The organism is Sorangium sp. So ce185 (assembly GCF_051526825.1).
Classification (GTDB): domain Bacteria; phylum Myxococcota_A; class Polyangia; order Polyangiales; family Polyangiaceae; genus Sorangium; species Sorangium cellulosum_D.
In genome coordinates this window covers 2,301,885-2,320,526 of record NZ_CP150316.1, presented here as the reverse complement: position 1 = coordinate 2,320,526, position 18,642 = coordinate 2,301,885, and the positions used below count along the sequence as shown (strand labels likewise).

The window sequence follows — 18,642 nt, the reverse complement described above, 5'->3', positions numbered from 1 at the left end:
CGCAGCGCGGCCACGGGGATAATCGGCGGCCCCTCATGGAGCTCGCATGAGCCGTACTTCGCTCGCGCCCTCCGGCGCCGACGCGGGCGCCGAGCTGCGTACGCTGGCCCGACTCGCGCTGCCGATCACCCTCGCTCAGCTCGGCCTCGTGTCCATGGGCCTTGTCGACACGGCGATCATCGGCCGCGCTTCGGTCCAGGATCTCGCGGCCATCGGCGTCGCTCGCTCCATCATGTTCGCGGCGACCTCGTTCGGGATGGGCGTCGCGTTCGCCCTCGAGCCGCTCGCGTCCCAGGCGATCGGCGCCGGCCAGCCCGCGCAGGCGCGGGCGGCGCTGCGGTCGACGCTCCGCGCCTGCGCGCTCCTCTCGCTGCCGAGCGTCGCGCTCTCGTTCGCCGCGACGCTGCTGCTCGAGCCGATCGGCGTCGAGGCCGCGCTCATCCCGGGCGTGCGCGCGTACCTGCTCGGCCACGCTCCCGGGTTCTTCCCGTTCCTCGCGCACCTCGCGTACCGGACGTTCCTGCAGGCCCACGGCGAGACGCGGCCCGCGCTGGTCGCCTCCGTCGCCGCCAACGTCGTCAACGCGGCGCTCTGCGGGCTGCTCGTGCGCGGCGACGACATGCTCGCGTGGCTGCGCCTCCCGCCGGTCGGGCTGCCGCGCCTCGGCGCCCTGGGCGCCGGGCTCGCGACGAGCGCCGGTAGCCTCGTCCTCGCCGCCGTCGTCCTCCGCGCGGCGCGGGCCGGCGCCGCCGCGCCGCGCGGAGGGCGACGGCCCGCGCCTCCGCGCGAGCGCGTCGCGACCGGGGCGGTCTTCCGCCTCGGCGTGCCCATCGGGCTGCACCTGCTCGTCGGCAGCGGCGCCTTCGCGGTCCTCGGGATGATCGTGGGGCGCCTCGGCGCCCCCACCGTCTCGGCGCACCAGATCGCCCTCGGGCTCGCGAGCTTCACCTTCATGGGCGCGCTCGGCGTCGCGGGCGCAACGTCGGTGCGCGTCGGCCACGCCATCGGCGCCGGCGCCCCTCCGCGGCGATCCGCGCTGCTCGGGCTCGCCCTCGGCACGTCCGTCATGACGTGCGGCGCCCTCCTGTTCGCCCTGGCCCCGCGCCGGCTCATCGGCCTGTTCACGTCGGACGCCGAGGTGCTGAACATCGGCGTCCAGCTGCTCTATGTGGCCGCGCTGTTCCAGCTCTTCGACGGCGTCCAGGTGGTCGCGGCCGGGGCGCTGCGCGGCGCGGGGGACGTGCGGTTCCCGTTCCTCGCCAACATCGCCTCTCACTGGCTGGTCGGCTTCCCGCTCACGCTCCTGTTCGGCTTCGCGCTGCGCCTCGGCGCACAAGGGCTCTGGTGGGGGCTCACGGCAGGGCTCGTGACGAACTCGGTGCTCCTCGTCGTCCGGCTCCTGCGCCTCACGGGGGGCAAGATCGTCCGCGCCGGGGTCGGCGCCGCCGGCGCGGCGCGGGTCGCCTGAGGGGAGCCGCCTGCCGCTCACCCTCTGGAGCGGTATGCCCGCCACCTCGATCGATGCCATCGATCCGCGCGCTGGTCTCGTCCTGCATATCCCCAATCGCGCGCTCGGGCGGCGCCACGCGGACGTCAGCCGAGGCGCTTTCTCATGCTGAGGCTCGTGAGCCGGTAGCCGAGCGACTCGTAGAGCCCCCGCGCCGGAGCGTTCTGCGCGAAGACGTGCAGCTCGATGTCCCGCGCGCCCAGGCCGCGGGCGACCTCCTCGGCGAGGGCCATGACCCGGCGCCCGATCCCCCGGCCGCGGGCGTCCTCGCGCAGGTGGATGTCGTAGAGGAACGCGCTGCGAAACCCGTCCGCGCTGGTCATGCCGATCCAGAGGTGGCCGACCACGGCGCTGCCCTCCAGCACCGAATAGATGTGGTGGTCGGGGGTCGCGAGCCCCTGCGGCAGGAACGCCTCGATCTGGGAGCGCGCGTTGCGCTGCTCGTCCTCCGTCCGCGCGTCCACGGCGCTCGCGCGCTGCTCCGCGTACGAGGAGGCCACGAGCTCGACGAAGGCCTCGAGCTCCGCGATCTCGAGCGGCCGTAGAGAGATGGGCAGATCCGGCATGGCGCCAGGTTACCACCAGATGGCGCCGGAGGCCCACGTCGCCCCGGACGGAGGCGCCGATCGGCCCCGGCGCCGTCACTGGATGACGTGCAGCATCCCCATCATGCCGGCCTCGGCGTGGTCGAGGATATGGCAATGGAACATCCACATTCCCGGCCGGTTGTCGTAGCGGACCGCGAAGCGCGCCGCCCCGTCGACAGGCACGTTCACCGTGTCCTTCCACTCCATCGGCCGCACCGGCTTCCCGTCAGCGCCGAGCACCTGGAAGAAGAAGCCGTGCAGGTGGAACGGGTGGTCGAAATCCATCGTGTTCTCCACGGTCCACACCGAGGTCTCGCCCACCGCTGCCACGAGCGGCTCCGCCTTCCAGGAGGGCACGCCGTTGATGCCCATCTCCACGCCGCCCGGGCTCTCCTGCTGCGTGAGCTTCAGATCGACGCGCGTCGCCGCCGCCGTGTCGAGCGCCGGGATGTCCCTCCCCACTTCGGGGAGCGGCGCGTCCTCGGCCGCGGGCTCGTCCGCGAGGCGGAGGCGGAACGCCTCGACCTCGGGCCTCCCGAACGTGGCGCCATAGCCGCGGTCGTAAGGCACCCAGCGCACCGGGAGCGTCGAGCCCGGCGCGCCGCGCGGCACGATCAGGACGTCGGCGCGCTCGCCGGGGGTGAGCAGGATCCTGTCCGTCGTGACGGGGCGCTCGAGGAGCCCGCCGTCGCCGCCGATCCGGGTGAACCGGTGATCCGCGAGCATGAGCTGGTAATAACGGGACTTGGCCGCATTGACGATGCGCCACCGCTGCCTGAGCCCGGCGCGCGCCTCGATCACCGGGTTCACCCGCCCGTTCACGAGGAGCAGGTCGCCCTCGCGCCCGAACAGCGTGCCGAGGTTGCCGCCCACCTGCGGGTCCTCGAGCGTGCCGTCGTCGCGCAGGCTGATGTCGCTGAGCACGAGGACGAGCTCGTCGCCGAGCCCCGCAGGCTCGCTCGGGTCCTCGACGAGCAGCGGGCCGTAGAGGCCATTGCCCGCCTGGACGGCGGAGTCGACGTGCGGGTGGTACCAGTAGAGCCCCGCGTCGGGGACGACGAAGTCGTAGGTGAAGCCGCCGCCCGGCGGCGTCTCGGGCTGGCTGTGCCCGGGCGCGCCGTCCATCGCGGCCAGCAAGCGTATGCCGTGCCAGTGAATCGTCGTGGGCGCCGGGAGCTCGTTGCGGAAATTCACGATCACGCGATCACCCACCCTGGCGCGGATCAGCGGGCCTGGCAGTCCGCCGTCATACGTCCAGGTGGGCGTCCGCTTGCCGGGCACGATCTCGACCTCCTCGACGCGCGCGGTCAGATCGACCTCGACGACATCCGGCCTGGCGTCGCGATCGAGCGCCGGCCGCAGCGCCACCGCGCTGTCCCACCCCTCGGGCTGAGACGGCCGATCGGCCGCGCACCCGGCGGCGGCGAGCAAAGGGCTCAGGAAAAGGAAGAGACGGCGCTGGTACGGCATGTTGCGGAGGCCGACTTTACCACGCGAGCGGCGGAAGACCCGCGCGTTCTCGTGCGGCCGGCGGCGCCGCCCATGCAGCCCCGGAGACGCCGCGCTCCCGGGGACTGCGGCGCGCCTGTGCCGCTCGACCACGCTCGCGCTTTTCCCTGGACAGGCGCCAAGGCAGGGCGCGATATTACGCTGTCGGCCTCTCATTGGTTTCACGCGGCACGATAGAATGGAGCACCGAATGAAGAAGCGCGCCGTGCTCGTTGGCATCAACGACTACGCAGGCAATCCGCTCGCCGGTCCGGTGAACGACGTCGCGTTGATGGGCGAGTTCCTCAGAGACCGGTGTGGCTTCAGCGTCGACACGGAGATCGTCTCCGCCGTGCAGATGGCAGGTACCAAGTCGGACATTCTGGAGAGGCTCCAGTGGCTCGTGCGCGGCGCCGAGCCGCAGGATCAGCTCCTCTTCCACTTCAGCGGCCACGGCGACCAGCTCGACACGTCGGAAGACGCCGGAGAGCTCGATCGGCTCGACGAGGTGCTCTGCGCGCTCGGCTTCGACAGGACGAACGCCACGGCGATCCGCGACGACGAGCTCACCGCGCTGTTCTCCACCCTGCCCAGGGGCGCCCAGGTCGTGTGGACCTGCGACTCCTGCCACGCTGGCGGGATGCCCCCGGCGTCGGCGCGGGGAGGCCAGCCGGCGGCCGACAACAGGACCGCTCGCGGCTGGAGCGCCGGCGCGGCCCCCGAGCCCCGGAGCGCGCGGGGGAACGATCGGAGGCGCGCGGAGCGCCGGATGCGCAGGGCGATGAGCGAGCTCCCCGTCGTCTTCATCGGCGCCTGCACCGAGGGGCAGCGCGCGTACGAAGGCCCTCTGGGCGGCCGGGTCCACGGGGCGCTCACCTATCACCTCGTCCGGGAGCTCGAGCAACCCGGAGGGCTGACGGCCTCGCTCGCGCGGATCGTCGACAGCGCGACGCGCGCCATGAACCGCGCCGGGTACGCCCAGGATGCGGTCCTCGTGGCGCCGCGCGGGCGCGAGGAGGCTCCGCTCTTCGGGCGATGAGCGGAACAGGGCATTCTCGCGCTCTCACGCGAGCGAATCGCCAGGAGACGAACAATCATGACGAACCAACACAGGTGGCCGCTCGGGCTCATCATGATCGCCGCGCTCTCTTCGTCAGGGTGCCCCGAGGACCCGGAGGTGGAGAGGTATCTCATCGTCGCGCCGGCCGCGAAGCAGCCGGATTCGCCGGCGCTGGGGACCAGCGTGCTCGTCCAGCAGCGAGGGGGCGCCTACCTGCGCCTGAAGACGATCGCGGGGAAGCTCGATCTGTCGACGGGCGCGCCCGGCAGAGCCGCGCGACAGCCATCGTGCATCCCCGCGCCCCCGCCCGGGGAGCCGCTGTTCTTCCTCGTGCTACCGGACGATGTCGAGTGCGAGCTGTACGTCGATCTCCTCGGGCCCGGCCGCGGCGGCGGCGCCCCGGCCTGCTCGGGGCCGCTGCTCGCGAGCCGGCTCCTGCCGGTCACGATCGTACGGCAGAACCCCTCCGGCGACGGCGGGGGAGGCGCGGGGGGTACGGGCGGGGACGGCGGCACCGGCGGCACCGGCGGCGCAGGCGGCGCGGGCGGCGGCGGCGGCGGCGGCACGGGCGGCGGCGGCGGCGGCGCGGGCGGCGGCGGCGGCGCGGGCGGCGGCGGCGGCGAGGGCGGCGGCACGGGCGGCGGCACAGGAGGAGATGAATCGTGAATGAGAGGCGGGAGCGCACGCTCCTCACGTCAAATCATGATGCGCTGTGGGTGCGGATCGCGCGCATCGCGGCGGCCATCTGCGCGATCCTCCTCACGACAAGCGCCGTCCGTGCAAACGGCACATGCAGGGACGCCAAACAAATATGCAGCGGCGACGATGACAAGACGTGCGTTGGGAAGCTGAGCGGCCTGTTGTTCAACCTCGACGCGGAGGTCAAAAACGAAATAGACGCTCTCCAGAGACGCGTCCCCGCCGCCCCCAGCGCCAGCGTAGCAACCGCGGTGAATGACGCAAAGGCCAAGAGCGGCGCGTTCCTCGCGAGCCGCCAGACCGCGTCCAACGCTGCAGGCACGGACGCCGAGAAGAGGGCGGCGGCGGTCAAAGCCATCGACGATCACTGCGTTTACGTCAACGCGAGGAACCAGGCAGACCAGGAGCTCTCGAAGCCCCCGGCGCCGCCGGCTGCCCCCCCCGGCGGCCTCGCGGCTCCGATACAGGACTGCGGCGATCCTGCCAAGGCGAGCGCTTGCGTCAACCAGCTGTTCAGCGAGGCCACCAAGGCCGAGGACGACCTCAAGTCCGCCGTGGCGGCGGGCAAACGGCTCGCGGCGAAGTTGAGCGATGACATCTCGGCCGTCGCGGGCCGGGCCGAGGAGATTCACGATCGGCTCGACGAGATCGACGTCGCGGCGATCGTCGATTCGCTGAAGAAGCAAGCCAACGATCCGAACCTGACGGACGCGACGAAGGCATTGAAGGCCTATGAATCGCTGCGCGCCGTGAGCACGCTGGTCGCCGCCGCCGGCGCTTTGCAGGCGGAGCGCCAGGAGATCCAGCAGATCTGCGCGAGCTCGTGCAAGGCCCCCGGCGCCTTCTGCATCGACGCCAGATCGGGCGAGCCGCTCTGTGAGGGTCTGACGCCTGACGTCTACTCGCTCGTCGGCTCTCTGTCCCCTGGAGACAGGCTGATCGTGCGCGTGTTCGGCGAGGCGGCGCTCAAGGACGCGCTCAAGCTCTCGGTGAGCTTCATCCGCTCGTCGGACCGCCGCTTCGACGCCCCGGAGAAGGGCGCCCGGGCTCCCGCGACCCCCCCGAAGCTCGAGCTCCTCGCGGAGCAGACCGCGGAGGTCCCCGAGGACACGTCGTTGACGTCGCTGAAGATCCGCTACGAGCTCGCGGGCGACGGACCCGAGAGCGCGATCGACGAGTCGTACGCCGTGCCCATCGATCACGGGCAGTACTACCTCGAGTTCGGCGCCCTCTTCCCGCTCGTGATCGACGGGTCGCGGCGCGTCGTCCAGACCACGGTCCCCGGCGCCGGCGGCGAGCGCCGTCTCTCGGTCCAGGAGGACTGGAGCGTCAATCCCTCGATCGTGCTCAACGTCTTTCCCGGAGGCCGGCGCCGCGGCGTCATCTCATCGTTCCAGGACATGCGGCTGGCGGCGACGCTGGGCGACCTGCTCGGGGTGCAGGCCGGCGTGGACCTCGACCTCGGCGAGCCGTTCGATCGCATCTTCCTCGGCGGCGTGATCGAGCCCGTGGCGGGCCTCAGCTTCAACGCCGGCCTGGCCTTCGTCCAGCAGGAGTACCTCCCCGCGGGCCACGCGGAGGGCATGATCCTGCCGGCCTTCGAGTCCATCTCGCCCGTGCGCCGATACGCTCCTCGTTTTTACTTCGGTGTCACGCTGACCCTCGACATCGTGAACACCGCGACGACCGCCACCACCAGCTTCGCGAGCGCGCTCACGCGCTGAGCTCGCTGCGTCAGACGTAGCGCCTCACCGCGTCGAGCAGCGCGGCGAGGTTCACGGGCTTCTTCAGGATGTCGACGGGCCCGAGCTCGGCCGCGCGCGGCGCCGCCCCCGCCGTGAGCACGATCACCGGGACGTCGGCGATCGCCGGGATGCGCAGCTGCTCCGCGCGGAAGGCATACCCGTCCATCATCGGCATCATCAGGTCGAGGACGATGAGCGCCGGCGCCGGCGCCTCGCGGAGCCTGGCCAGCGCCTCGGCGCCGTTCCTGGCCGTCATCACCTGGTAGCCCTCGTCCGACAGGACACCCACGAGCGCGTCGCTGACGCCCTGGTCGTCCTCGATGACGAGGATCGCCCGCGATCGCGCGAAGCCGCCCTCCGCGGCGCCGCGCCCAGGAGCGCGCGGGGCGGCGGACGGATCGCCCGCGGCCGCGCCGTCGTCGCCCCGCTCCGGATCGCGCGGGGCATCGTCCTTATCGCCCGAGCGCGGTCCGTTCGCGACCATGGAGGCCCCATAAAGCTTTCCCCCACAGCGCGCAATTTGAATCGCGCCGCGGCGCACGGCGCGCGGAAGAATCGCCCGCGACGAACCGCTCAGGCCCCTGCGCGCAGCGAGCTCGTCAGGAGCGGCGCGGCGCGCGACGGCGCGAGACCGCGGTACGGGCGCTGCATCCTTGCGGCCCCATGAACGTGGCCGTGATCTTCTATTCCCTTTATGGCGATACGGCCGCGCTCGCCGCCGCGGTCGCCGACGGCGCCGAGCAGGCCGGAGCGACCGTGCGGCTCCGGCAGATCGCCGATCTCGCGGCGCCGCAGGAGCGCTGGAGGACGAGTGAGCGGATCCGTGCCCTGCGGGAACACCTCGCCTGCGTCCCGGTGGCCCGCCGCGACGACCTCCTCTGGGCCGACGGCATCGCCCTCGGCTCGCCTGCGCGCTACGGCACGATGAGCGCCGAGCTCCGCCGCTTCCTCGACGGAGCGAGGCAGCTCTCGGGCGATCTCGCCGGCAAGATGGCGTCCGTGTTCTGCTCGCCCTCGCCGATCGCGGGGGCGCAGCGCGCCGCCCTCCAGACGATGATCGTCTCCCTCCTCAGCCATGGAGTCCTTGTCCAGCCCCCCGCCCGCGCCGCGATGGATCCGCCGGACACCGCCGCCCGGCGCGGCGGCCCGCCCCGGGCGAGCTCTGGCGAGCTCGATCTCACGCTCGCGCGCGCGCTCGGCCGCCGCCTCGCGCTGACGGGACAACAGACGCGCAGGTGAGCGCGGCGCGACGGCCGCGCCGCCGGCCTGTGCCGTGAGCGCGCCGCCGCGGCGAGCCCTGGAGTCCCGGACAACCGCGCAGCAAATCAGCAGGAGCTCTGCTCCTCTCCTGCACATTGCAGTGAGCGCGGCCGCGAGGGGCTGTTACATCTGCGCCGATACCTCGCTACCGGTCGGAACCGATGGACCGTCAGGCCGGGCCCGACGCGCGGGCCGCCGGCGGCCACCTCAGCCGTAGACAGGAGAGAGCTCAGCGAACCATGAGCGCACAAGCTCACCGCAAGGACTATCACCCTTCGCCGCGGCGCGGAGGCAGGATCGGGCCGTCGAGGCGCTCGCCGGCGATGGCCGCCGAGCGGCGCGCCGCGCCGAGCCGCGCGGCGGCCGGCGGGGCTCGGCTCCGGTTCTTCCTCCGCGTGGGCGCCTATTTCACGGCGGAGTGGGCGCGCATCGGCGCGCTCTCCCTCCTGGTCTGCGTCTCCATCGCGATCAGCCTCCTCCAGGTGTGGCCCGTCGCCGTGATCGTGGATCTCATCTCGAGCGGGCCGCGCAACGAGGACCTCGTCCACCGCCTCCTGCTCGCGCCGCTCCCGGACAGCCTGCTCGGCCGCGTCCTCGGGCTCGCGGCGATGACGCTCGTCCTCCGCGTGGCGCAGGAGTTCGTGGGCATGGGCCGCGCCCTGCTCAACTTCCGCATCGGCTACGGCGGGCTCACGCGCGTGCGCTGCGACGTGTACAGGAAGCTCCAGGCGCTCCACATCGGCTATCACCGGGCGCAGCCGCAGGGGGACGCCCTCTACCGGCTCAACCAGGACGCCGCCGGGTTCCACGGGATCCTCAACGTGGCCGTCGCGGTGATGGGGAGCGCGCTGACGCTCGCGGTGATGATCTGCATCATGGCCTCGCGCAGCCTGCCGCTCACGCTGCTCGCGCTCGCGGTCGTGCCGCCGCTCCTGCTCACGAACCAGCGGTTCGGGCGCGCGCTGCACAAGCGGTGCACCGAGGCGAAGGAGGTCGAGAGCGAGCTCACGACGTCCGTGCAGCGCTCGATGGCCTCGATCGGCCTCGTCCAGGCGTTCGGCCGCGAGGCGGACGAGGAGGCGCGCTTCCACGCGACGCTGCGCAACAGCGTGAAGGCGTGGCTCAGGCTGCACCACGACGAGCTCGGCCACATGCTCACCGTGGGCTCGATCCTCGGGCTCGGCGGCGCGCTGGTGCTCGGCTACGGCGGCTACCTCGTCGTCGAGGCGCGCAGCGGCGCGGGCGACTCCGCCATGACGCTGGGCGCGCTCACGGCGTTCCTCGGCTACCTCGGCATGCTCTACGATCCGCTCTGCAAGCTGACCGGCGCCGGCGCCGCGGTGCAGGGCGGCGTCGCGGGCGCCCAGCGCGTCTTCGAGGTGCTGGACCGCGATCAGGCGGTGGTCGACGCGCACGACGCGGCGGCGCTGCCGACCGAGCCGCGCGTGCTCTCGCTCGACGGGGTCGGGTTCGAGTACCGCACGGGCCACCCGGTGCTGCGCGGGGTCGACGCGACGATCCGGCCGGGGCAGATGGTCGCGTTCGTGGGCTCGGTCGGCTCCGGCAAGACCACGCTGCTCAGCCTGCTGCCGCGCTTCCACAACCCGACGCGCGGCGCGCTGAGGCTCGACGGCATCGACACGCGCGCGATCCGCGTGGCCGACCTGCGCCGGCACATCGCGCTGGTCCTCCAGGACAGCATCCTCCTGCCGGCCACGATCGCGGAGAACATCGCCTACGGCCGCCCCTTCGCGACCGACGGCGACATCCGGAGGGCGGCCGAGATGGCGGGCGCGGCGGGCTTCATCGAGGCGCTGCCGGACGGCTACGGGACGCAGATCGCCGACGGCGGGCTCAACCTGTCGGCCGGCCAGCGGCAGCGCATCGCCATCGCGCGCGCGCTGCTGACGGACGCGCCCATCCTCGTGATCGACGAGCCGACCGACGGGCTCGACGCCGAGCACGAGCGGACCATCGGCGAGGCGCTCCGCGCGCTGAAGGGCCAGCGGACGATCATCCTGATGAGCCACCGCCTCAGCACGGTCGTCGACTGCGATCAGATCTTCGTGCTCGAGCGCGGCCGCATCGTCGAGCGCGGCGCGCACGCGGAGCTCCTGCGCCGGGACGGCGTCTACACCACGATGGCGCGGTGGCAGCACCTGCACACCGGCCACGCCGTCGGTCCGAAGAGCGGCCCGCGCCGCGCCCTCCCGGCGCCGTCGCCCGACGCGCTCCGCGGCGACGACGGCCTGTGGGCCGATGGGCTGATGGGCTGAGGCGGGGCGGAGCGGCGGCGCGGCGCGCGCCCACGCGGCGGCGCGGCGCGCGCCCACGCGGCGTCGCGCCGCGCGCGGCGCGCGCGCGTCACGCCGGCGGAGCGGCGCTTTTCGGCCCGCCCGCCGCCCCCGGAGCCACGGAGACGTGATAGAGCTCCGGTGGCGCGAGAGCCGCGCCTCACGCCGGGTCGCCATCGATGCTGCGGGCCACGAACATCGACAGCTTGAGCCGCGGGACCTTCGACGTCCTCGTCCTCGGCGCCGGGATCAACGGCGCCGTCGCCGCCGCGGCCCTCGCCGCGAAGGGGGCCAAGGTCGCGCTGATCGACCGCGGCGACTTCGCCGGATTCACGAGCCAGGAGTCGTCGAACCTCGCCTGGGGCGGCATCAAGTACATGGAGAGCTTCGAGTTTCCGCTCGTGCGGAAGCTCTGCAAGTCGAGGAACCTCCTGCTCAGGAGCTATCCGTCGTCGGTGCAGGAGATCCGGTTCTATACCGCGCACGAGCGGGGATTCCGCCACGGCCTCTTCAAGCTCTTCCTCGGCACCTGGCTCTACTGGATCATCGGCAGCTTCTTCACGAAGATCCCCCGCCTGCTCTCCCGCCGGGTCATGGCGCGGGAAGAGCCCATCATCAACCTGGACGGCTGCGACGGAGGATTCGAGTACTCCGACGCGTACCTCGTCGACAACGACGCGCGGTTCGTCTGGGGCTTCGTCCGCGCCGCGCTCGATCACGGCGCGCGGGCGGCCAACTACGTCGAGTCGCTCGGCGCGCGGCGCGAGGGGGACGCGTGGCTCACGCGCGCCCGCGACGTCGTGACGGGGCGGGAGCTCGCCATCCGCTCGCGCGTGCTCGTGAACGCCTGCGGGCCGTTCGTGGACGCGCACAACGCGCTCACCGGCCAGCGGACGAGCCACAGGCACATCTTCTCGAAGGGCATCCACCTCATCGTCGAGCGGCTCACCCCGAGCCGCCGGGTGCTGACGTTCTTCGCCGACGACGGCCGGCTGTTCTTCGTGATCCCGATGGGCCCGAGGACGTGCATCGGCACGACCGACACCCGCGTCGAGAGCCCTCACGCCGTGGTGACGCCCGAGGATCGGCGCTTCGTGCTGTCGAACATCAACAAGCGCCTCAACCTGCCGCGGCCGCTCACCGAGGCGGACGTCATCGCCGAGCGCTGCGGGGTGCGCCCGCTCGCGGTCGCGAACGGCGGCGGCGGCGAGGACTGGCTGCAGCTCTCGCGCAAGCACGCCATCGAGGTCGACCGCGCGCAGGCCCACGTGAGCATCTTCGGCGGCAAGCTCACCGACTGCATCAACGTGGGCGAGGAGATCTGCGCCGCCGTGGAGGAGCTCGGCGTCGCGCTGCCCCGCCCGGCGCTGCGCTGGTACGGCGAGCCGGCCGAGGAGGTTCGTCACGAGTTCTTCCAAACGGCGCGCCGCCTCGATCTCGACGCGCTGACGCCGCCGCGCGCCGCGGAGCAGCTCAGCGCGCGGCTGTGGCGCCGGTACGGCGCGGCGGCGCGCGAGCTGCTCGAGGAGATCCGGCGCGACCCGAGGATGGCCGAGGCGCCGATCGAGGGGGCAGAGGACGTGCGGTGCGAGATCGCGCACGCCGCGCGGCACGAGATGATCGTGAAGCTCGAGGACTTCCTGCGGCGGCGCACGAAGATCTCGCTCCTCATCCGCGCGGGCGAGCTCGCGAGGTCGCCCGGCCTCCGGGAGGCGTGCCGGATCCTCTTCGGGGACGACGCCGATCGGCGGCTCTCGGAGTACTTCCAGGAGCAGCACGGCGCCCGCGAGCGCGCGGAGGGGGAGGCGCCCCCCGCGGCGCAGCCGGTCAGGTAGCGCCGCGCCTCGGTCGGACCGCGCTCCACCGCGCGGCGATCGCTCCCTTGAACAAGGCCCCACCGGGCCGCGGGTGGTGGCCGGATTCGAACATGAAGGCGGGGAGGCGGGAAGAAAAGATCACTGATCTTCCCGCCTTCATGTGACTCACGCCGGGGCGAATCGGGCCACCGCCGGGCCCCGGCGACGGAGGGCGCGGGCGTACCCACCCTTTGCACGCCCGGTGCGTGGCAAGGTGAAGTCATCTGCCATTCCGTGCCTCATCGCTCCACATGTAGGTCGGCGAGGCACGATGTGCTGCGGCGATCCGGATCGCCAGCGCCAGAATCCACCCGCAGGAAGGGCCTGAGACGCGGTGCGGCGCGCCACAACTGCAAGCGAGGAGACGGCGGCGCGCGCGGGCGACAGGCGCGCGATATCCAGCCCTGAGACGGCAGCACGCGTCGCGCGCGCACCGGTGTGCCGCGCGTAAGCGGCGACGCCGGCCGGGATCACGGTGGCGCTAGTTTTGCGCGGCGCGGCCCGCTGGTGTGTTGTTCCCCTCTCCAGGGCCCGCCGTTCGCCAAGCTCGTTCGGATCATGCCTTCGCCGCTTCTCGGCGCTTGACACGATCGCCTCCTCTCGGGCGCTTGACAAGGAGGGTTAATCGTCGGTTACGCTGTCCTCTTACGATGACCAGGAGGGGATGAAGCGGGTGGAAAGGAGTCGCAGGCGTTCCACACGGGGATCGCGATCAGCGGTCGAGCGGGCCTTGGGGCAGCTCGCATCCCCAGCGCGGATCGCGCACCGTTGGAGTCCGCCTTGTGCGCGGCCAAACGACCCTCTGGCGGCGCCGGTCCGGCCGGGGACATTTCGCCGCATCGCCGAGCTGCTCGCCGCTCGGCTGGCCGGAGCATGGCGCCGACCGCGCCGGGCCGTCCAGCCCCCGCGGGCGCCGGCGGCGCTGCTCGCCGCGGCGCTGCTCCTCGGGAGCTGTCTCCTGCTGCTCAGTTCGCCGCTCACGGCCGGCCCCGAGGCCACGCTCTATGTCTATGCCGTCACGCCGCTTCGCGCTCGGGCGCTCGAGCAGAAGATCGAGGACGCGATGCCCGGCGTCGACGTGACGGTGTTCGGCAAGCTGAGCGATTTCAAGACGGCGCTCGAGGTCAGCCCGCCGAACGCGGCGCTGTCGCCCAGGCCGGTCCTGACGTCGCTCAACCGGGGCGTCGACCTCCAGGGTCTGAGGGCGGGGAGCGACGCAGAGCAATACCTCCTGGTCTCGACGAAATTGCTGGCCAGGGACATGCTCTCCTCCTTCCGGTACGGCATCGTCGACCTGGTCGAGCGCAAGTCGCTCCCGAGGTTCGTCGCCGGTCTGCTCGGCGTGAACGACGCGCCGGAGGTCCAGCGCGTCACCAAGATCGAAGATCTGCTGCAGCTGCTCCAGTTTCAAACGGCCGACGCGGTGCTCCTGCCGGAGCGGTTCCGCGCCGATTTCGAGTCCAAGAGCAAGATGAGCTTCACGATCCTGAGTCTCTCGACCGCCAAGGTCGGGCTTGTGGCGGTCACGTTCCTGAGCGAGCGTCAATCGATCGAGGGCGCGATCCGGAGGCTCCCGAAGCACGTGCTGGCGGATCTGGGGGTGGACGAATGGCGATGAGATCGACGCGTCCGCGCGGTCCGCGCTCGCTCTGGCGAGCCTCCACCCTGCTCGGGCTCCTCTTGCCCCTGAGCTGCTCGCCGGGCCCGTCCCCGCAGGCCGCCAGAGATCCGGCCCCGCTGTCCGAGGCGCCGCCTCCGGACGGCAAGCCGGTCATCTCCATCATCGCTCCCGCGGACTCGCAGCTCGAAGACATGCTGAAATCGCTCCGCGTCGAGCTCTCCGACGAATACCGTGTCACCATTTCCCCGCTGCGCGTCGAGGAGTCGGGCCCCGAGGCCGTGGGGCGGATCGTGTCGAGGGATCGCCCGCGCGCGGTGGTGCTGGTCAACAACTCGACCGTGCTCCTGTACCGCAGCTGGGTGCGCGCCGCCCCGACACCGCCGGTCGCGCTGATCCTGATGTCGTCCTTCGCCGAGGAGCTCCAGCGCACCGTCCCCAACTCGGTGGCGATCTCGTACGAGGTGCCGGCGGTCACGGCCATGGTGGGGCTGCGCACGCTGGGCCTCGACGTCCGCCAGGTCGGCGTCGTGTACCGCCAGGGCTTCGCCAGCCACATCGCCCGGCAAGAAGCCCTGATGCAGGTGGAGAAGCTGGCGTTCGTGAAGCAAGAGCTCTCGAACAAGCCGCGCGTCCAGGACCTCCGCGCCGCGCTGGTGAGGCTCCAGCGCGCCGAGGTTGACGCGATCTGGCTGCCGAACGACAATGGCCTGCTGAGCCCGACGTTCCTCACCGACGTCTGGCTGCCGTACGTGGATCGGCTCGGCGCGCCGGTGGTCGTGGCGGTGCGCTCCCTCGTGAACGAGCACGCGGAGTTCGGGACGTTCGCGGCCATCCCCGACACGCAGGCGCTCACGCTGCAGGCGGCGGATCTCCTCTACGAGCTCGGGGACTCTGACTGGAAGCTCCGGGCGTCGGACGTCCGCCTGCCCATCTCCGTGAAGCGCCTGGTCGACGTGCGGCTCGCGCGGCGCTTCGGCCTCGATTCCAGCCAGTTCGGAAAGGTTGACTTTCTCGTCGGTCGATAACCGCAGTTCGGAGGGGGACTGGAGACGCCATGCCGTTGCCTTTTCAAATGCATTCAGGTCCCCGAAGCTGCGGGTCGGCTCGCGCCCTCCAAGGTCGTCATCGCTGCGCCTTTCCGGCCTCGCCGCGGCGGGAGCGTCGCGCGGCCCTGCGGCTGCCCCGGAGGATGCGCTCGTGATCCGGGTGCTCGTGATCGACGACGACGAGATCGCCCGCGAGGCGATGTGCAACGTCCTCGTCAGGGCTGGCTATGTCGTCTCCGAGCTGGCCACCCCCATCGGCGCGACGTCGGTCATCAAGCGGGACGGCATCACCGTGGTCGCGCTCGACATCAACATGCCGACCATCAACGGAGACAAGCTGGCCAAGCTGCTCCGGGAGAACGCGCACCTCTCGAACCTCGGGATCATCCTCGTCTCCGGCTGCGACGTCGAGCAGCTGAGCGCGATCGGCGAGAAGGTCGGCGCCGACGGCATCGTCTCGAAATCCAAGCTGCACGTCGCCCTCGCGCCCGCGGTCGAGCGCGCGGTGGCCGCGCGCGCCGCGAAGAGCGGCGCGCCCTCGTCGGTGACGACCCTCTCCGCGCCCCCGCCGGCCTCGTCACGGCGTCCACGCTGAGTCATGCCCACCTCGAACGCCCACGGCTCGCTCCGTAACAAGCTGCTGCGCCTGATCCTGGGCGCGCTCCTGCTCCTCGGCGGCGCCACGCTCCTGTCGAGCGGCGCCCTCATCTACTCCACGGATCGCGAGGTCCAGGCCACGCGCGAGCAGGAGCTCCTCGGCGGCCTCGAGGAGAAGGCGCGCCTGCTCGGCTTCAATCAGTCGCTGGCGCTGCGCAGCCTGGTGGCGGACAACCTGTTCGGGGACGTCAAGGCGCTCATCTACCAGACGGTCTCGGAGAACAGCGACATCGCGTATGGCCTGTTCGTCGACTCGGAGAGCCGGGTCTGGGCGGCGAGCGGGCTCGGCCCCGCGAGCGCCGCGAAGGACGCGCCGGCCCTCACGGCGAAGGATCTGCAGGCGCTCGGCATCAGCACGGAACACCAGCCCCGGCCGGCGCTGAAGCGGCGGGCGAACCCCATGGGCGGGGTGGACGTCCTCGAGGTCTCGGCCCCGGTCGTCTCCGAGGGGACCCAGGCCGGGACCGTGATCTACGGCATCAGCACGAAGAGCGTCGCCGAGCGGATGGCCCACGCCCGCGGGCTCGCGAGGAGCCGGCTCGCGACCACGCTCGGCCTGATCGTGGCGCTGATCCTCGGCTGCGTCGCGGCGAGCTATTTCCTCGTCAAGCGCGTCGCGGTCCACATCACGGAGCCGCTGCTCGCGCTGCGCTCGGCCGCGGGGGCCATCGCCACCGGGCTCCGCGCGAACGCGCCGCTCGCCGAGTCGACCGGCACGGCGCGGAAGAGCTGGGAGCGCGTGCAGATCTCGAGCGGCGACGAGCTCGAGCTGCTCGGCGCCGCGTTCAACAGCATGGTCGAGGCCAACGAGCACGCCTTCGAGGAGCTGCGCGTCAAGACCGAGCAGGCCCTCGAGGCGTCGCGGCTGAAGAGCGAGTTCCTCGCCAACATGAGCCACGAGATCCGGACGCCGATGAACGGGATCCTCGGGGTCATCCGGCTCATGCAGAGCCAGGCGCTCGACGGCAAGATGCGGCGTTACGTGGAGACCGTCGACGCCTCCGCGAACACGCTGATGGCGATCATCAACGACGTCCTCGACTTCTCGAAGCTCGAGGCCGGCAAGTACGTGGCGCAGCACGTGTCCTACGATCTGCGCCTCGTCGTGCAGGAGGTCGCGGAGCTGATGGCGAGCCAGGCGCACGAGAAGGGCCTCGAGCTCGTGTACCGCGTGGAGCGCCGCGTCCCCACCGGCGTCGTGGGCGACCCCGACCGGTTCCGCCAGGTGCTCACGAACCTGGTCGGCAACGCGATCAAGTTCACCGAGCGCGGCGAGGTGCTGATCGACGCGACCACGGCGCAGCAGGACAAGGCCTCCGCGGTGCTCAAGCTCGCCGTCGTGGACACGGGCCCCGGCATCGCGGCCGACGACCAGAAGAAGCTCTTCTCCGCCTTCACGCAGGTGGACGGCTCGCTGGTCCGCAAGCACGGCGGCACCGGCCTCGGCCTCGCGATCAGCAAGCACCTGGCGGAGGCGATGGGCGGAGAGATCGGCGTCGACAGCACGCCGGGGCAGGGCAGCCGGTTCTGGTTCACGATCAAGGTCGGGGTCACGGCCGGGGCCGAGCAGATCCGGTCGGCCGAGTGGGCGAGCGGGCGCCGCGCGCTCGTGGTGGAGATCAGCAAGAGCTGGCGCGACGTCGTCGTGGAGCACCTCGTGGCCTGGGGCTTCGACGCAGAGGCCACGGCCTCCGGGAGAGACGCGATCAACCGGCTGGAGCTCGGGCTGCTCGAGCAGCGGCCGTTCAGCGCCGCCGTCGTCGGCGCCCAGATGGACGATCTCGGCCTCGAGCAGTTCGTCCGGACCGTCCAGTCGGTGCCGGGGCTCCACCGTTTGCCGATCGTGGCGCTCTACCACATGGGCTCGAGCGTGGCGCTGAGCGGGCTGGAGTCCAGCGTCGTCACGCAGCTCCCCAAGCCGCTCCGCGTATCCGAGCTCTACAACACGCTGCAGAGCGCGCTGACGGGGGCCGCGGCCGCGCCCGTCAGCAAGCCCGGCGTGGAGCCGGGCCGGATCGCGAGCAAGCTCCCCGTCTTGGTCGTCGACGACAACGAGATCAACCGTTACGTGGCGATGGAGCAGGTGGAGCAGCTGGGCCTGCGCGTGGAGACCGCCAGCAACGGCCTGGAGGCGCTCCAGTGCGTCAAGCAAAAGCAGTACGTCGCCGTCCTCATGGATTGCCAGATGCCGGTCATGGACGGATACACCGCCACCCAGCAGATCCGCGAGTGGGAGCGCGGGATCGGCCGCCACACGGTGATCATCGCGCTGACCGCGCACGCCCTCGTCGGCGAGCGGGACCGGGTGCTCGCCGCCGGGATGGACGACTACCTGGCCAAGCCGGTGCGACCGCAGTCGCTGCAGAAGACCTTGTGGCGGCACGTGGTGCTGAACCGGGACGAGCCGGAGCCGGGCCCGCCGCTCCCCGACGCCGACAGGCCGTCGGGGGCCCTGCCCGTGCTCGACCCCGAGGTCCCGCGCTCGCGGAAGCTGATCGAGCTCGTCCTCAAGAACGTGCCGGGGCAGCTCGACAGCCTGGAGTCGGCCTTCAAGGAGGCCATGACCAAAGAGGTGATGGCGAGCGCGCACAAGCTGAAAGGCAGCATGCTGTCGATCGGCGCGGCGCGCGTCGCCGAGCTGGCGGAGAAGATCCAGCTCGCCGCCCGCGACGGCGACCTGCCGCGGAAGGGCGACCTCTCGCGGCTACGGCAGGAGTTCGATTCTGTCAGCGTCGCCCTGCGGCAGGAGCTCGCCGCCACCGCCAAGGCGAGCTGACGATTGGCCCTATTCCACCATGGCCGCAGGCTCAGAACGAAGCGTA

Annotated in this window: 14 protein-coding genes; 11 read left to right on the top strand and 3 right to left on the bottom strand. The window is 71.7% G+C overall.

The features are described 5' to 3' along the window. Positions 1-46 precede the first annotated feature (46 nt). A complete protein-coding gene (locus tag WMF26_RS08565) occupies positions 47-1,468 on the top strand; it encodes an MATE family efflux transporter (protein WP_437999913.1) in 1,422 nt (473 codons plus the stop codon). Between the two features lie 125 nt (positions 1,469-1,593). Here WMF26_RS08565 and WMF26_RS08560 read toward each other — a convergent pair whose 3' ends face one another. Together WMF26_RS08560 and WMF26_RS08555 are read right to left on the bottom strand one after the other, a co-directional pair. Continuing rightward, positions 1,594-2,073 carry a GNAT family N-acetyltransferase gene (locus tag WMF26_RS08560; protein ID WP_061621801.1) on the bottom strand — a complete coding sequence of 160 codons (480 nt, stop codon included), beginning with the start codon at positions 2,071-2,073 and terminating at the stop codon, positions 1,594-1,596. Between the two features lie 75 nt (positions 2,074-2,148). After that, positions 2,149-3,564 carry a multicopper oxidase family protein gene (locus WMF26_RS08555; protein WP_437999912.1) on the bottom strand — a complete coding sequence of 472 codons (1,416 nt, stop codon included), beginning with the start codon at positions 3,562-3,564 and terminating at the stop codon, positions 2,149-2,151. A gap of 229 nt (positions 3,565-3,793) precedes the next feature. Between WMF26_RS08555 and WMF26_RS08550 the strand changes: the two genes are divergently transcribed. Genes WMF26_RS08550 through WMF26_RS08540 form a run of 3 tightly spaced genes read left to right on the top strand, consistent with a single transcriptional unit; the run spans position 3,794 to position 7,065 of the window. After that, on the top strand, positions 3,794-4,621 hold the full coding sequence (locus tag WMF26_RS08550; protein WP_437999911.1) for a caspase family protein: 828 nt from the start codon (positions 3,794-3,796) through the stop codon (positions 4,619-4,621). 57 nt (positions 4,622-4,678) lie between these two features. Next, a complete protein-coding gene (locus tag WMF26_RS08545) occupies positions 4,679-5,308 on the top strand; it encodes a hypothetical protein (RefSeq protein ID WP_437999910.1) in 630 nt (209 codons plus the stop codon). After that, positions 5,305-7,065 carry a hypothetical protein gene (locus WMF26_RS08540; RefSeq protein WP_437999909.1) on the top strand — a complete coding sequence of 587 codons (1,761 nt, stop codon included), beginning with the start codon at positions 5,305-5,307 and terminating at the stop codon, positions 7,063-7,065. The genes WMF26_RS08545 and WMF26_RS08540 overlap by 4 nt, the downstream gene beginning before the upstream one ends. A gap of 10 nt (positions 7,066-7,075) precedes the next feature. Here WMF26_RS08540 and WMF26_RS08535 read toward each other — a convergent pair whose 3' ends face one another. Beyond that, complete coding sequence (locus tag WMF26_RS08535) at positions 7,076-7,570, bottom strand: response regulator (protein ID WP_437999908.1); 495 nt, start codon at positions 7,568-7,570, stop codon at positions 7,076-7,078. Positions 7,571-7,749: 179 nt separating this feature from the next. Here WMF26_RS08535 and WMF26_RS08530 point away from each other — a divergent pair, with 179 nt between their 5' ends. The 7 genes from WMF26_RS08530 (at position 7,750) to WMF26_RS08500 (ending at position 18,596) form a co-directional block, all read left to right on the top strand. Continuing rightward, entirely contained in the window at positions 7,750-8,325 is a 576-nt protein-coding gene (locus WMF26_RS08530) for an NAD(P)H-dependent oxidoreductase (protein WP_437999907.1), read from the top strand. A gap of 260 nt (positions 8,326-8,585) precedes the next feature. Further along, entirely contained in the window at positions 8,586-10,622 is a 2,037-nt protein-coding gene (locus tag WMF26_RS08525; RefSeq protein ID WP_437999906.1) for an ABC transporter ATP-binding protein, read from the top strand. A gap of 197 nt (positions 10,623-10,819) precedes the next feature. After that, a complete protein-coding gene (locus WMF26_RS08520) occupies positions 10,820-12,475 on the top strand; it encodes a glycerol-3-phosphate dehydrogenase/oxidase (protein WP_437999905.1) in 1,656 nt (551 codons plus the stop codon). 751 nt (positions 12,476-13,226) lie between these two features. Beyond that, on the top strand, positions 13,227-14,114 hold the full coding sequence (locus tag WMF26_RS08515) for a hypothetical protein (RefSeq protein WP_437999904.1): 888 nt from the start codon (positions 13,227-13,229) through the stop codon (positions 14,112-14,114). After that, positions 14,111-15,142: a hypothetical protein gene (locus tag WMF26_RS08510; protein ID WP_437999903.1), complete on the top strand. Its 1,032-nt coding sequence runs from the start codon at positions 14,111-14,113 to the stop codon at positions 15,140-15,142. The genes WMF26_RS08515 and WMF26_RS08510 overlap by 4 nt, the downstream gene beginning before the upstream one ends. A gap of 172 nt (positions 15,143-15,314) precedes the next feature. Then, on the top strand, positions 15,315-15,758 hold the full coding sequence (locus WMF26_RS08505; protein WP_437999902.1) for a response regulator: 444 nt from the start codon (positions 15,315-15,317) through the stop codon (positions 15,756-15,758). A 3-nt stretch (positions 15,759-15,761) separates the two neighbouring features. Next, on the top strand, positions 15,762-18,596 hold the full coding sequence (locus tag WMF26_RS08500; protein ID WP_437999901.1) for an ATP-binding protein: 2,835 nt from the start codon (positions 15,762-15,764) through the stop codon (positions 18,594-18,596). The last annotated feature ends 46 nt before the right edge of the window (positions 18,597-18,642 follow it).